Below are 14,799 nucleotides of genomic sequence, written 5' to 3'. Positions count from 1 at the left end.
AAATAAATTATGTAATACCGTTCACAAACATATTGAACCTTTCAAACCGCTTTACATAGGAACCCCATGTTGTGTGCTGGCCTAGCTATCAACAGATATTCCTGCCACTTTATTGTCTACTAAGAAAACATTGAAATGATAATAAGATTCTTTCTCTTCAAATGTTATTGAAATTTTATTATTCATTGCCGAGAGGCTAATACAACTGAAATGATTTCGCCAGCTAGAATATTGTTTATCTGCATCCTCATACTGCATCCGGAGTGCGTCTTCAATTTCCGGTTCAATGGCTTTTTCTTTTTTTAAAGTATCCAACAGATTCTCTTTTTCTTTCGGATTTAACTGATCATAATTTCCAGAGATGTACAGGGAAACTGTCTCGTTGAAAATCTTAGTCTGACCTGTCCATACAATTACATCTCCATTATTTGTTAGCTTCTTAAAATTTCCTATATCACTATCGTTCAGTGACTCTTTTTTGTTGGCCCCAAACAAGTTTTTAAGAAAACCCATAGAATTCGTTTTATAATTTTTGCAGAGTTGGTTTAAGCTTGCACACAACGACCAAGTATTTGCGAAGGCATGGACCTGTTGTTTGTCCAGCCGGAACAAAAGCCTGGTTGAAAATATAAAGTTGAAGCTTAAATTAAATGATCAAAGTTGAACGTCTAGCCTGAACCGATGTTTATGCTTGCAAATAGCTGAAGTTACATTGTCCAGCCATGCTTTTGCAAATACTTTTGTTGCCTGCAGTAATTTCACGGTCTGCCCATTTTAATTTGATAGTTTGTATTTGGCAATAAATCTTTTTGTTTCCGTGTCTTTAATTGCCGCTTGTTTTGAGGCTGAAATTCGCCCACTCTCTAAAATTTCAGGTCCTTGGTTTATAATATTCCTCAAAGAATCGCTTGCTTCTGTCCACCCAATTTTATACACTCTTAAATATGCTGGAATTGTCGACACATATGAGTTCTTAATAATTTCCATGTGATTTATTGAAGGTCTTATTATATTAAAAGAAGTATCAAATTCCTTGAGTTTAGATAGTTTGCTCATTGCAATGTCAAAGCTTTGCATGAACAATTCATAAAAAGTTTTTAAGGAGTCTATTTTTTGCTGGTCGAGTTGGTAATTTGCTCCATTCTTTGCCATTGGCCCAACGGTCTGTAAATAGTTTGAAAATTTTTCACTGCTTGGGATAATAGATTCGTCAAGTGCATTTACTGCATTAATAAACTCTGTTGCCTTATTATGTTTTTGAATTGTATCTGAAATATTGCATGAGGTCAAAGTAAAGAAACCAAAGATTATAAAAAGTTGTCGAGTCATTTTGAAGGTATGTTGTTATTGAAATTCTATTCAAATATGTGAAGTCTATTATTATTACAGGCAACGATCGAGTATTTGCGAAGGCAGGGAATTCAATGATTGTCCTGCCTGGGACAAATGCCCAATTGAAAATATAATGTTGAAATTAATAAACTAAAAGCCAAATTGAAAGTCGTCTGCCCGAACCATTGTTGATGCTTGCAAATAGCTGAAGTAACATTGTCCAGCCCTGCTTTTGCAAATACTTTTGTTGGCAGAAGTACTATTGTCAGGTGAGTGCTTTCAAAAATTTTGTAAAACTGTCAAAAGCCTTTGCAAACTCCCATACTCCTTGTCCGTGCATACTTGTATATATTGGTGCGTCACCATCTTTTGCTGCGTTAATGTCTATACAGTAGGGGTCGCCGCCATCATCCCCAATCACTACAAGGTTTGTTGGCCAATCGGTAAATTTATTTTCTTCTACAGAATTAAATGAATAACCACTTTGACCTTCAATTAAATATTCTGCCCCATAAAGAGAAAGACTATTTACAAACCTTTTACTGTAGATATTAACACCTAATGGCGAGAAGTTCTTTAAGAAAATCAAGTATTTTTCAGGCAATTTCCATCTCTGTTGAATTTCGGTAATGTCTCTGTCGTCAGCTATAACAAGCCAATTCGATGGATTAGATAAGTCCTGTTGTTCCTCTCTTAATTTTTCTAATTTTTTATCAAGGTTAGAAGCAATTTTTTCAAAATCAGACACAGGCTTTTTTAATGCTGGATGGGTTTGTGGTTTTGCATAACTCAAACCGTCAGGATAACCATCTTTTTGCCATTCCGTAATATCTGCTATTTTCAAGTCCTCAACTTTCCAATAATCTGGGTCGCTTGGTAAGCCCCTGTCAAAAGTTTGTTTACTGAATTCTGAAATACTTTTAATTGCTTTAGCTCTAATTGATACTGGCAGGTTTTCATCGTCTATTAGTTTAACCAATTTCCTGTAACCGTCTTTTCCTTGAGTTTTGAGAAGTCCATCAATTCCCCAATACGTTAACGATGGAACAGTAATTGTCCATTCAAAAAAGTCTGCATATTTTATTTCATTATCATCTATGATATCAATTAGGTCTGTCAACAAAAAATTTCGCCAATGTAAAATTTTGCCTTCTTTTACATATTGTGAAAGTATATCAATGGCTTCTTCTCTTTCTGTGTTCGCATATTTCTTTAGCAACTTATCTTTTAATTTGGAAAACTTATTTCCATCAGTTTCGTCAAATATTTGTTGTCTAAGTTTGTCTATGGGATTTTTTTGCATATAAGGTCTCTAAGTATTTCTGCCAACGTTCGAGTATTTGCGAAGGCAGAGAATTCATTGATTGTCCAGCCAGGTGCAAATGGCCATTTGAAAATATGTTGTTGAATTTAAGAGCTAAAGCCGGACATTGAACGTCGAGCCCGGACTGCTGCTGCTGCCAGCACATAGCTGATGTTACATTGTCTATCCCTGCTTTTGCAAATATTTTTGTTGTGTGCCGGTTAGTCTCTTTCAAAAATCATGTTGAATTCTGAATTGTCAGTTGATTTAAGAAAAAGCATATTCATTTTAATGGTTACATAAAAGCTGTCTACAAAGGTGTCTCCAATTCGGTTATATGTAAGCTTTGTCTTACCATTTGCTGTAACAATTTTGTACTTGGCTTTTTGAATTGAATCCTGTCTAACAATTTTTAAGTCTCTATTATTGGCAAAAACATAAACTGTATTCTTCATAATCGCCATTGTCAGGCGGAGATTTTGCATTCCAATCGAAGTGTCTTGTTTAGTTGTTGAGTCTAAACCTTTAAGCACTGCAGAGTCGGTCTTAAAGTTGTAATAAACCTCTCGGTCATTGAGAGAAAGGATTTTCCACTTGCCCAAAATCTTTGATTGGCTTGTCTGACAATTTCCATTGAAACTTGTCACCAAAATGAATATGCTGAGTAGAAACTTCATGTCAAAATAGTGGTCTGTTTAACTGGCACACAACGAGCAGGGCTTGCTGCAGGGCTGGAATTCAATGCTTGTCCTGCCCGGAACCGCTGATGATTTAAAATTTAAAAGTACAAGTTAACAAACAAAAGCCCAGCAATGCTTGTCCTGCCCAGCTGATGTTGATTGTGCTAAAATGCCCATTGATACAACGTCATGCCAGACTTGCAGCAAACCCAATGTTAGCGGCTGTTATTTTCTTTTCCACTTAAATACTGCTTTAAATATTTTGCATACTCAACTCCTATTTCTTCAAACATTTTTACACCTGGCTCAAACATATAAAGTCTTTTGTCTGCAAACACCGTTTGATTATATCGATACTCATAGGTTATTATTGCGTCATTGTTGTAAACCCAATTCATAATTTTATATGCACTATCTCTGTCAGCATTATTTGCAAAATTCCATTGTATAAAATTGAATCTCGGAAAATAGTCTTTTGTCCCATTAACAGGTATCGTTGATTTGAAGTAGCAAGATGAAGCTGTAACATTTTTCAATACAAAAAATTGTGTAAGATATTTATGGTTGCAAGTGTCAACAACGTGTGTCAAATAAATATCTTGCCAATACTCGATTTTAAGTGGGATATTATCGTCAATCTGCAATCTCAAATTTCCTTTACTCTCAATAAATTTTACTATGTCATAAAAATCTTTTGTAGGCAAGGCTGTGTCTGCCTTACTAAAAATAATGTTTGTCTTTATTGAGTCTTTTAAATTATTACAAGGGTCAGTTTGTTGTATAGTTGTGTGTTTGTCAGAATTTTTTGTCTGGCAGGAAGCAAGTAAAACAATTAGCGATATGGAAATTAGGGTCTTCATAATAGCCGCTAACGAGCAGGTATTGCTGCAGGTGGGATATTTTATAACGTCCAGCCCGGAACCGCTGCCCAATTGAAAATATAAAGTTAAAGTTAACAACTAAAAGCCAAATAGATATTCGTCTGCCGGAACTAAGGTACAGCGATGCAAACAGCCGAAGTTCCAACGTCCAGCCCCACTTGCAGCAATACCAATGTTAGCGGCTGCCTTTCTTCGCTGTCGATATGTCTATTTCGCAAGAGTCAACTCTTTTCATTATTATTTTCTCGTCCGTAGCCGAAATGATTTTAAATGCAAGCGGTTTACTTTGATTTTTTGTTTCTTTAAGTGGCACAATAACTAATGTGTCTGCAATTAGAGAATACAAATTTTGACTTTGTGCGATGTCTTTGCCGCACTCTAAAAAAGAATTTATTTCAAGTTGTCCGTCAAAATGGAAAATAAAACGTGGGGTTACCGTTTTTGTATTTCGTTTCGTTAATATTATAGTTGATGTGTCAAGGCGCTGATTTAAAAACCAAAACTCATCTGTCAAAAGAGTTAGGTACTCGGTTGAGAAATTTGATTGTACTGAACCAGCAGTGTCAAAGTGCTGCCATGTATTGTTAGCATAATCTGCAATGATTCTTTGTTTTCCGTTTTTATAATTCCATGTCCATGTGCCAATTCTTTTTCCATGATTGTAATCCCCTTCATAGATTTTCATTCCGTTTTCATAGTAAGATACCCAATGTCCATTTTGAACAGGTGAGTTTTTGAAAATAATTTCATTATAGAAAATGTCTGTTATATAAGTGTCAACCCAGGATTTGATTGTGTCAACTTTTTCAGGACTATTATATTCCCATTCAGAAATTGAAGCAACTTTATTGCTATCGTAATATTCTATCTCTTTTACAAGAAGATTGTCTTTGTAAGTTTTTTCATTGTAATGCGTCCCATCAGGATTAGTCTCAATCCACTTCCCGTTTTTCAGACCATTTTTATAGTTATTGACATTTGTGAAACTGTCATAGTCTGTACTTTCTAAACTCCCAGTTCCATTAAATAACACTTGTCTTCCATTTTTATTCCACGCAGAAAGTAAATATTCTTTACCATTGACATATTTATACTGCCTAGCAATCCAATAGTCCGATGTGTCGTTTGATTTATTGCTATTGTCATAGTATGTCCAAACGCTATCACGATAACCCATTTTGTAATATCCATTATATTTTTTTTCGCCTTCACTCCAATTCACTTCGCAATAGCCATTTAACAGATCTTCTTTGAAGTTTAAAATATAAGAAACTGTTCCGTTACCGTTGAAATTTGTCTCTGCCCCGTTTTTTTTGCCATTATGCCAATTTATTATTGCATATTTTTCAGGACTGTATGAAAAATAGCGATTTTCAATTCCTTCCTTTTTCCCATGTAGAAATGTAACCTCAACTGAAATAAATTTTTTGTTGTCGTCATAAGAGCAATAATGTCCGTCTGGTAAACTGTCTTTAAAAAGCCATTCCCCTTGTGCTTTGTACATATATTTAGGATTGCCCTCTTTTATCCAAACAGGTTTTTGTCCAAATGCTTGGGTCAGACTTAAAGTCAAGCTGAACAAAAGTATTGATGTTGATATTTGCATTGTCGCTATAAGGTTGCCGCTAACATGTGTATTATAGCTAAAGTACGCTACTTTTTATCAAAAACAATTTTTCTAACTGCCTGTGAGTGAATAAAATGTCTAAAAAAGCGCGGAATTTTTTTTGTAGCGGTAATACACAGTTCATTGTTATTTTAAGTCCAGATTATCAAGCGGACTTACAATTTTTATCAGGTCTTTATTGGTCGTGTGAAGATACCGCAACGTTGTTCTAAGATCATTGTGACCCAGCAACTTTTGTATCATGGAAATATCGGTACCTCTTTCCAGCAAGTGTGTGGCAAAGCTGTGCCGTAACGCGTGTATACTGCCCGGCTTAATCACACCGGCTTTCTGCTTTGCCTGCTGTATTACTTCTTCCAGGCTCCGCGTGCTGTATCCTTGTCCGGCAACAGCTCCTTCAAACAAATATCCCTTTTTTTGAGGCTTATATTTTAATGCATATTCTCTTAGCATTACCAGCAATACTGCACTCAATACTACCAGTCGATCTTTCTTGCCTTTGGCCCTTTCTAAAAAAATACTCATCCTTTTGCTGTCAATCTGGTATGTTTTTAAAGCTACCACTTCACTCACCCTCAGGCCTGCACTGTAGGCCAGCATCAGCATGGTCTTGTGCTTTAAATTGGTAATCGAATTGATTATGCCCGCAACTTCATCCTGGTTAAATACCTGTGGCAATTGTATATGTTTTTTGGGCCGCGGTATTTCCCAAAAAAACTTGTCCCGCCCCAACACTTGTTCATAATAAAATTTCAGTGCGTTGATCCTGCTATGCAGGGTATTTTCGGCTAGCCTTAATTTTTCAAAACAAAAAACAAAGTATCTTCTTAAATCAACTGGTGTTAAAGCGTCTGCATTGTTTTTGCCAAGCGTTTGCAATAGCTGGCTCATCTCTGTAAGATAAGTTCTGATAGTAGATTGGCTGTAAGCTTTTAAAACAAGCTGCTGCTTCATGGCGGGCAATACATGCGCATTGATCGCTTGTATGGTGCCTGCTTTTATAACCGTTAACGGTTTATAAATGGTTATGGTTGTCTTTTCTTTAACTCCACTGACTGGTGCAGGTGGTAAAGCTACTTTTGCAGGGCTTATAGCAGGGGTTGGTTTTTGCCTTTGTATTAAATAAGTTTTCAGTTCAGCATTGTCTGTTACGGCCAGCCCTTCAAACGCAGCAGTAATGGCCATATAATTAGCTTTATTTAATGGAGTGTACCAGCACCCGAATGTTTTTGTCCAGCGGCAATCGGTTACTTTTCTTACCGATTTGTTCAGTAAGGGCAGGTTGTTGAAGTAAATGCCAATGCAATCCTTTTCTTTGTGATAAAGAGGCCTTAATGTTACAGTTTCCATGTTTTAAAATTTAAAAATTCAATATTCCGGGTTTCATATTTCACACGCGGAATAGATTTGTTATTTATTTAAATGGAACAGAGGTAGGAATGACGGTAATATTTTTTGAATGGCATAGCCATCTCTCAGTAACAGGAATAGGTACGGGAGCAAACAACTTTCTGGTACAAAATACAACTTAAATGATTATATTAAACAATATCTAACATATTTTTTACCAATGCCGTTTTCTGAAAGGTGTCGATCTTTTGATTCAATGTTAGTTTATCTTCTTTGTGGTGTAAGTAAATGTCATAATGTTTCATTCACCTTATGAAATTATATCTTAAAGTCGGTCAATGCCTTGACATATTCGGCTTGTTTTGCCAGGTCAAAGCCGGCAAAATATTGTTGGGTAGTCAAAATATTCGCATGCCCCAGGCTCTGGCTTGCAAATTCGATAGGAGCACCACCACGAACCAAAATGGTTGCAAAAGAGTGGCGTGCGACGTAAGATGTTAGCGCCAGGCTAAAACCCAATTCGACACCAATTTTTTTCGTCCATAAATTGTTGGTTTGAATAAATTGCTGAACCTTTCGGCGTATGTCTTTTGCTGTATCTCCAGCGCTCAGAATTCCAAAAACAAAATCATCACCGTCCTGCTTAGATTCATGATTTCCCCATTTGCTTATAATTCTATTTACATGCTCATTTCTTAAGGCCGTAATTATTTTGGGGTTAGCTCTTTGTTTGCGTTTTGTTTTTTCTCTTACAAAGTGAATACAATTTGTTTCGATATTTTTCCATTGCAGGTGAGCAATATCCATCAGGTTAATGCCATTGCACAGGTAACTGAATATCCAGATATCTTTCGCTTTTTCCATTGGAGACAGGGTAGGAGCAGGATAGTCAAATATCTTCTTTATCTGTTCAATCGTCAATGCTTTCTTTATGTTTTTACTTGTAGGAATGGTGTACTTTCTTTTTCCAAAAGGATATTGTTGAACGGAAATAGTTCCGTTTTCTTTAGCGAGATTCATTATAGCCCGAAGTGTTCTAAGATTGATACCAATTGTAGTAATTGATTTGCCGTTGCTTAATTCCCAGGATTCATATCTGCTGAGAAATTCTACAGTGATATCCTCAAATTTTAAATCAGGATGATATTTTTCTAGCCTGCGAAGAGCCGTTCTATATGTGATAGATGTAGCATACTGATCGTTTGCTACTAATTGATCCATGTATGCGGTATACGATGATCTTACATTTTTAAAAATGATCCTTTCATCAAAAAATAGATATTCAAATTGTTTAAAAGAAAAGGACGTAATTTCATCGCAGCATTTTTGGGCATCATTTTCAATTCCAGAAATGTCTAATTTAATTTTACGCAACTTTCCTTTAGCGTCTGAACTGTTTATTAGTTCCCATTCATCTAAAGAAGCACTGTAACCTGTGCTGTAATATTTTCTTTCGCTTTTGTAAGTGACTCTTAATTTTAATGGAAACCGGCCTTCATTTTTATTTCTTCTATAGTCCGGCACCACCTGAACATTTACCCTCTTCTTTTTCATAAACAATAAAAAATTTGATACATAATTTGATACATGTTTTGCAAAAAACACTGTTTTTAACACGCAACAAAATAAATAAGAAAGTTTATAAAAACCAATACTGGTAAGGGTTGTAGCGCTAATTGCAAACAACTGCAAACAACTGAAAAGTTAAATTAAGAGGCTACGGATCAGAAGGTTTCAGGTTTGAATCCTGACGCGGTCACCACCACAAGAGATTATCATTAAGATAGTCTCTTTTTTTATGCGTATATGTTTACTATTAGTATACTCTACCCGCAGCCACTGGATAAGTTTATATTGGTTTCACAGGTGATAAAATATCGCTTAGACTTACTATCCACCAGGCAAACCGTACAGGTTTTACAGGTAAGTTAATGATTGGGTAATTGCTTGCATTGAATTGTTTGCAACTAGGGCATCAGTAACGCCGAGACGAAGGCAAAAAGTTTTTTCTTTGCACAAAAGTTTAAAAACAAGCCCGTCTTGTGGACATTGCAGAACATCCCAACTACTGAACGCCGAAATAGAATCTTTCTTTAAAAGTTTTTGTCGCACATATTGAAAAACCTGTTGCATGCCACTTTGCAATAAGTTGATCTTCAGCAGTATATCACATGCGACGATAGTGCCAGCATCTACCACATAATCGCTAACACCTTGCAGCCCAGCCGCCCTACTTTTATCAAAATAAATTAATTATTCGGTTTAGAAACATCAATTATCAAACGGATGCCTCTGGTGGCATGCAGGGCTGAATTACTGCCGATAAGATTAAAAAAAGATTTAAGCATTATAAGAGGTAAACAAAAATATAACCAACAGCAGGCTCTGATATAAACTTTACCCTTAAGTATAAAAACTGATAAGTAAAATAAATGGATAAGACATAAAAAAATTTCTTTCAAAACTTAAAAAACACACATGAAACGATTAGTACTTCTTTTGGCCGTTATTGCTTGCATGGCGATTTTTTCTGTGGATTGCTTGATGGCTCAGAGCGTTGCCATCAACACAGATGGATTGGCGGCACATAGCAGCGCCATACTTGATATTAAAAGTATTACCAAAGGCATGCTGCCCCCCCGGATGACCACCCTTCAAAGAACAAACATTCCAACGCCGGCAGCAGGTTTGCTGGTGTTTGATACTGACACCAATAGTTTTTGGTTTTACAATGGCACGGCATGGAATGTATTGTCTTCTGGAAGCTCCACTAATTATTGGACATTAAATGCAAGTGATATTTTTTCAAACACGGCTGGTAACGTAGGTATTGGTACCGCTGCCCCTCTTACTAAACTTTCTGTACAAACTACAACAGGCAACTACGGTATTACTCATTCAGATGGTACTGTAACATTGGGAACTTATATTGGAAACGGGAAGGGTTGGTTGGGAACAAAGTCTAATCACCCGCTTACTTTTTTTACGAATAACAGTAATGAATTAATGACATTACTTCCGAATGGAAATTTCGGAATTGGTACAACGGTTCCTGGTACAAAACTTACAATACATACACCCAATAATACCGATGGCTTTTCACATGAAAGTGATGGTGGAATTATTTTGAAAGAAGCAGTTGGGGGTGTTTCGGCTGCTATTGGTACTTTTTCTCCACATGCATTCAGGCTGGTTGCCAACAGCAATGCTGCAATAAATATTGATATCAATGGCAATGTGGGTGTTGGAGTTGGCGATCAGGCTTTTAAAATGGATATCGCAGACAGAATACGAATACGCAGCAGTTCGGTGTCATCTACAGCCGGAATATCATTAAACAACGCTGATAATTCAGCAGTAAATGCATTCATCGGCACGAAAGACTTTAACCTGGTGGGTATTTATGGAGACGTTGCTGGCTGGGGTTTATTAATGAATACAAATACAGGCAACGTAGGAATTGGCGCCGCCACTCCTGTTAATAGATTGCAAATTGGGGCTGCCAATGGATTCAATGGTAATGACATAACATTTGGAAATGGAGTACAGGTAACTGCCATTGCTCAAACCAATACATCTTCTCAATTTGCCAGTACAACCGATTTTGTTTTCTTGCCAAAATATGGCACAGGAGGAAGAATTGGAATTAATACCAGTACTCCACAGGCTGCACTGGATGTTGTAGGAACTGTAGCAACTGTAAGCAGCTATTCATACATTAACAGAGGCGGTTATCTAAATGGTGTGGGGGACTGCAACTTTTGCACCGCCAATGTCTCCATTCATGCCACTGGTGCTGTGCACGCGGGGGAATTTGATGCTTTTTCAGATGCACGAATTAAAAATATTATCGGGATCAGCAATAAAGCCGAAGATTTAGAAACCATTAGTACTTTAAAAGTTACCGATTACACAATGAAGGACAAAGTAATGTATGGTAACAAAACCTTTAAAAAAGTAATTGCACAGGAAGTTGAAAAGGTATACCCACAGGCAGTGTCAAAGCATACCGATTTTATTCCTAACGTATATCAACACACTAACAAGATTGAAAAAACTACGATGGGTTTTTTATTAAGTTTTACCGATAAACATAATATCAGCCACAACGCAAAAAAACTACGGGTTCTTCTATCTGACGGTGAAACAATGCAGGACGCAGAAATTGTTTCTATTCCTTCAGACACGAAGGTTATCATCAGTGTACCCTTTATTAAGTCCGACAATATATTTGTTTATGGTGAAGAAGTGGATGATTTTAGAACCGTCGATTATGAAGGCCTAACTACGCTCAATATTTCTGCTACGCAGGAACTAAGCAATCTTATAAAACGACAACAGACCGTTATAGAAAATCAACAACAACAAATTGACCTGTTGCTAAAACGCATGGAGGTAATAGAAAAGAAGTAAACCTTCCTATCACTCAATTTATTCACTCCATAAAAAATAAAACATGAAAAAAATTATCCGGTTACATGTCCTTGTATTATTTGTTGGCGTATGCTCCAGTTGCGGTAAAGACAGCGTAAATGCTGTTACTCCAGTGGGGACTGCGAAATGCAAACCACTGACGGAATATTCCAACTTTAACTCAGGGAATTTAACATATGTGTATACCTACAACGCAGATGGGACGTTGGCCAATATTTCATATCCCCCGGTGAAAATGGCGATAGGATATTCGTCTACTTCCATCACCCAACCGGCATCGGTAAGGACCGGACTTACCGACTCACTAAATACATCTTACAACGCCAATATCTTTACCGGGCTTCCTACAACTGCAAGTCAGTGGATAACCATGGATGGCATCACACAGTCCGATTACTGGAACTATACATTTGCTTATGATGGCAAATCAAGGTTGGTGCAGGTGCTGGAAACAACGCCGCATATTGCCACAGATTGGGAATACAAGCTCACCATTGTTTATAACGACCAGGATAATGTTACTTCCCTGAAATACGAAAACACAACAGGCCCCAGGGGCGATGTCGTAGTAACAGCCACGGGTTATGATGACAAACCAAGTCCGTATACAGGTATAAAAAACTGGCAATTGTATATGCATGCAGGTTGGAACAATTACGACCCCGGGCCAATATTTGAAGCGCTTAGCAAAAATAACCTGTTGGGATATAATAATTCCGGAGATCCGGATAGGATTAGAACCATAACTTATACATACAATGATAACGGTTTTCCCCTATCAAGAATAAACACAAATAAAAAGATATCGGATGGTACTACTTATTCATTTATTGAAACATACACTTATCAATGTCAGTAACCCATAACAGTTGAGCAATGAAAAAATTATGTATTCTTTCCACCTGCTTACTTGCCTCTGTTTACTGCCATGCGCAATTGCAGATCGGGGCAGGCACCAGCTGGAAAAGTGAAGCAGGCACTTACGTAGTGCTTGATAACATCGATCTGCAGCATGATGCAAGCAGTGCAATCCTGGATAATATTTTTAAGTTTACCGGCAATAAAAATGTAGCTGTCAGTGGAACTAACGTTCCACTTTTTAGCAATATCCAGGTGGCACTTACTGGCTCTTCAAAAATTATTTTACAAAGAACAATTAATGTAAGCCAGGCAATTACTTTCCAGTCAGGTTTTCTGGATTTGAATAACAACAATATTGATCTTGGTACTTCCGGCTCCGTCAATGGAGAATCAGAAATGACGGGTGTTACCGGTACTAATGGTGGCTATTTGCAAATTGTCAATACGCTCAATGCACCTGTTTCAATCGATCCCGGCAATCTCGGAGCTATTATAACGTCTGTGCAAAATTTGGGTAGTACTGTCATCCGCAGGGGACATGTGGCGCAAAACATTGCCGGATCCGGAGGTGCAGGTATCCTGCGGTATTATGATATTAGTCCCGCCAATAACAGCGGTCTTAATGCAACACTCCGGTTTGGCTATCTCAATACCGAACTCAATGGTTTGGATGCAAACAGCCTCGTTTTGTGGAGAAGTCCGGATGGCCTTAGCTGGAGTGATGCTGGTTTTACAACGAGAAACACTGCAAGCAATTATATAGAGAAAACGGGTATTGATGCATTCTCCACCTGGACACTTGCCCGTGTCAGCAATCCGCTGCCCGTTATATTTAGTCTTTTCAATGCCGGATGTGAGAATGGCAATGTTAAGCTGACATGGGAAACTGCACAGGAGATTAACAGCAGTTATTTTAATGTTGAAAGAAGTGCTGGTGGTAGTGGCTGGGCTGTGGTTGACCGCCAACCCGCAGCGGGCAACAGTAGTATAGAACGTAGTTATAGTTTTACAGACAACAGCCCACTGGCCAATAGTGCTGCATATCGCATTGCGGAATATGATCTGAATGGTGGCATAAAATACTCAGGCAGTATTCATGCAGATTGTGATGCTGATAAAGATTGGAAAGTTTGGCCAAACCCTGTAGCTAAAAATCTAACCGCTATAATTAACGTTGCTAAAGAATCGAAGGCTGTAATAAAAATATTTGATAATAAAGGATCAATGATAAGTCTGCAACAAATCAATTTACTTAAGGGGAACAATCTTGTGCATATCAATATGAATAACATTGCTTCAGGAACGTACCGGGTTATTGCAAGCTGGAGCAACGGGCAAATTGAAAAGAAAGTTACAATTGTGAAGTTGTAAAACTATGTAACAGTTCAAGTAAAGGTTATCTAAATAATTATTCCATTGGCTCGTCAGTATTTTATTAAACAATCTAAAACAGAAAATATGAAAAAGAAAATCGTGCATTACCAGGTATTATTTGTCTTCGTGATTATATTTTTCTCTTCCTGCTACAAAGAGGGGAGGCAAACAACAGTCGCTGATGCAGGTACTGTATCTGCAGACAAATTAAACAGCAGTATAGAAAATGTTTTTAAAGGCCCGGAAATACAGATGGGCAATGGCAAGGCCAGGTCATGGATAAGCATCAATCATGATGGCGTACCGGTAGAACTTGGTATAGAAATGACCGATGGCGCTTTGTATGGCTTGCCGCAAGATCCGGAAGATGTTGCTGCTGCTACATTTGTGCTGCCTTTGCATAAAAAAGCAAGCGATGTTACACCCTTTGATCACCTTGTGATCAATTGGAATGTACAAGGTCACGAGCCGAAACATGTTTTTGATGTTCCGCATTTCGACTTTCATTTTTACATGATCAGTGAGGGTGACCGGATGGCTATTCCGCCTTATGAAGTCGCCCCGGCTGGATTTGACAAGCTTCCTCCGCATGCTTATTGGCCCGACTTATATTTTCCAACACCCGGTGGCGTGCCACAGATGGGTAAGCATTGGATAGATGGCACTTTTGCGCCACCATTTACAAAAACGTTTATATACGGTTCGTATAATGGCAGGTTCACTTTTTTGGAACCAATGGTGATAAGAGATTATCTGGTGCAGGGTACCAGTTATACAACAGCATTCCGCCAGTTGCATGTATTTGACCCTGTCAATAAATATTATCCGCAGCAATATAATATTTATAAAGATCCTGTTTCTTCAAAACATTACGTAACGCTTAGTGATTTTGTATGGAGATAATATTCTTTTTATAAGATATTATTTGTGTGTGCTGGCCATAACCAGCACACACAA

12 protein-coding genes are annotated in these 14,799 nt (G+C 37.6%); 4 read left to right on the top strand and 8 right to left on the bottom strand.

Features of this window, described 5'->3' with window-relative positions; all coding sequences use genetic code 11:
• Positions 1-81 precede the first annotated feature (81 nt).
• From QWZ08_RS27875 to QWZ08_RS27840, 8 genes are all read right to left on the bottom strand, one after another.
• The gene (locus tag QWZ08_RS27875; RefSeq protein WP_290341268.1) at positions 82-513 is read right to left on the bottom strand and encodes a hypothetical protein; all 432 of its coding nucleotides are present in this window, start codon (positions 511-513) and stop codon (positions 82-84) included.
• A 261-nt stretch (positions 514-774) separates the two neighbouring features.
• Complete coding sequence (locus QWZ08_RS27870) at positions 775-1,329, bottom strand: hypothetical protein (protein WP_290341266.1); 555 nt, start codon at positions 1,327-1,329, stop codon at positions 775-777.
• Between the two features lie 268 nt (positions 1,330-1,597).
• Positions 1,598-2,635 carry an SMI1/KNR4 family protein gene (locus QWZ08_RS27865; RefSeq protein WP_290341263.1) on the bottom strand — a complete coding sequence of 346 codons (1,038 nt, stop codon included), beginning with the start codon at positions 2,633-2,635 and terminating at the stop codon, positions 1,598-1,600.
• A gap of 221 nt (positions 2,636-2,856) precedes the next feature.
• A complete protein-coding gene (locus QWZ08_RS27860) occupies positions 2,857-3,312 on the bottom strand; it encodes a hypothetical protein (protein WP_290341261.1) in 456 nt (151 codons plus the stop codon).
• 218 nt (positions 3,313-3,530) lie between these two features.
• Positions 3,531-4,175, bottom strand: coding sequence for a hypothetical protein (locus QWZ08_RS27855; protein ID WP_290341259.1), 645 nt, complete (start codon positions 4,173-4,175; stop codon positions 3,531-3,533).
• 196 nt (positions 4,176-4,371) lie between these two features.
• Positions 4,372-5,802, bottom strand: coding sequence for a toxin-antitoxin system YwqK family antitoxin (locus QWZ08_RS27850; RefSeq protein ID WP_290341257.1), 1,431 nt, complete (start codon positions 5,800-5,802; stop codon positions 4,372-4,374).
• A gap of 147 nt (positions 5,803-5,949) precedes the next feature.
• Complete coding sequence (locus QWZ08_RS27845) at positions 5,950-7,173, bottom strand: tyrosine-type recombinase/integrase (RefSeq protein ID WP_290341255.1); 1,224 nt, start codon at positions 7,171-7,173, stop codon at positions 5,950-5,952.
• A gap of 318 nt (positions 7,174-7,491) precedes the next feature.
• Positions 7,492-8,727: a tyrosine-type recombinase/integrase gene (locus tag QWZ08_RS27840; protein ID WP_290341253.1), complete on the bottom strand. Its 1,236-nt coding sequence runs from the start codon at positions 8,725-8,727 to the stop codon at positions 7,492-7,494.
• Between the two features lie 924 nt (positions 8,728-9,651).
• Here QWZ08_RS27840 and QWZ08_RS27835 point away from each other — a divergent pair.
• The 4 genes from QWZ08_RS27835 (at position 9,652) to QWZ08_RS27820 (ending at position 14,745) form a co-directional block, all read left to right on the top strand.
• Complete coding sequence (locus QWZ08_RS27835; RefSeq protein WP_290341250.1) at positions 9,652-11,586, top strand: tail fiber domain-containing protein; 1,935 nt, start codon at positions 9,652-9,654, stop codon at positions 11,584-11,586.
• Positions 11,587-11,629: 43 nt separating this feature from the next.
• Positions 11,630-12,466, top strand: coding sequence for a hypothetical protein (locus QWZ08_RS27830; protein WP_290341248.1), 837 nt, complete (start codon positions 11,630-11,632; stop codon positions 12,464-12,466).
• A gap of 17 nt (positions 12,467-12,483) precedes the next feature.
• Positions 12,484-13,839, top strand: coding sequence for a T9SS type A sorting domain-containing protein (locus QWZ08_RS27825; protein WP_290341246.1), 1,356 nt, complete (start codon positions 12,484-12,486; stop codon positions 13,837-13,839).
• An 87-nt stretch (positions 13,840-13,926) separates the two neighbouring features.
• Complete coding sequence (locus tag QWZ08_RS27820) at positions 13,927-14,745, top strand: DUF5602 domain-containing protein (RefSeq protein ID WP_290341243.1); 819 nt, start codon at positions 13,927-13,929, stop codon at positions 14,743-14,745.
• Positions 14,746-14,799 lie beyond the last annotated feature (54 nt).

It is taken from the genome of Ferruginibacter paludis, assembly GCF_030409685.1.
Taxonomy (GTDB): domain Bacteria; phylum Bacteroidota; class Bacteroidia; order Chitinophagales; family Chitinophagaceae; genus Ferruginibacter; species Ferruginibacter paludis.
This window is presented reverse-complemented; position numbering and strand designations above follow the sequence as displayed.

Coding starts and splice junctions, on each gene's coding strand:
- QWZ08_RS27875 (WP_290341268.1), bottom strand. CDS start 513: ATGGGTTTTCTTAAAAACTTGTTTGGGGCCAACAAAAAAGAGTCACTG.
- QWZ08_RS27870 (WP_290341266.1), bottom strand. CDS start 1,329: ATGACTCGACAACTTTTTATAATCTTTGGTTTCTTTACTTTGACCTCA.
- QWZ08_RS27865 (WP_290341263.1), bottom strand. CDS start 2,635: ATGCAAAAAAATCCCATAGACAAACTTAGACAACAAATATTTGACGAA.
- QWZ08_RS27820 (WP_290341243.1), top strand. CDS start 13,927: ATGAAAAAGAAAATCGTGCATTACCAGGTATTATTTGTCTTCGTGATT.
- QWZ08_RS27840 (WP_290341253.1), bottom strand. CDS start 8,727: ATGAAAAAGAAGAGGGTAAATGTTCAGGTGGTGCCGGACTATAGAAGA.
- QWZ08_RS27855 (WP_290341259.1), bottom strand. CDS start 4,175: ATGAAGACCCTAATTTCCATATCGCTAATTGTTTTACTTGCTTCCTGC.
- QWZ08_RS27845 (WP_290341255.1), bottom strand. CDS start 7,173: ATGGAAACTGTAACATTAAGGCCTCTTTATCACAAAGAAAAGGATTGC.
- QWZ08_RS27830 (WP_290341248.1), top strand. CDS start 11,630: ATGAAAAAAATTATCCGGTTACATGTCCTTGTATTATTTGTTGGCGTA.
- QWZ08_RS27835 (WP_290341250.1), top strand. CDS start 9,652: ATGAAACGATTAGTACTTCTTTTGGCCGTTATTGCTTGCATGGCGATT.
- QWZ08_RS27825 (WP_290341246.1), top strand. CDS start 12,484: ATGAAAAAATTATGTATTCTTTCCACCTGCTTACTTGCCTCTGTTTAC.
- QWZ08_RS27850 (WP_290341257.1), bottom strand. CDS start 5,802: ATGCAAATATCAACATCAATACTTTTGTTCAGCTTGACTTTAAGTCTG.
- QWZ08_RS27860 (WP_290341261.1), bottom strand. CDS start 3,312: ATGAAGTTTCTACTCAGCATATTCATTTTGGTGACAAGTTTCAATGGA.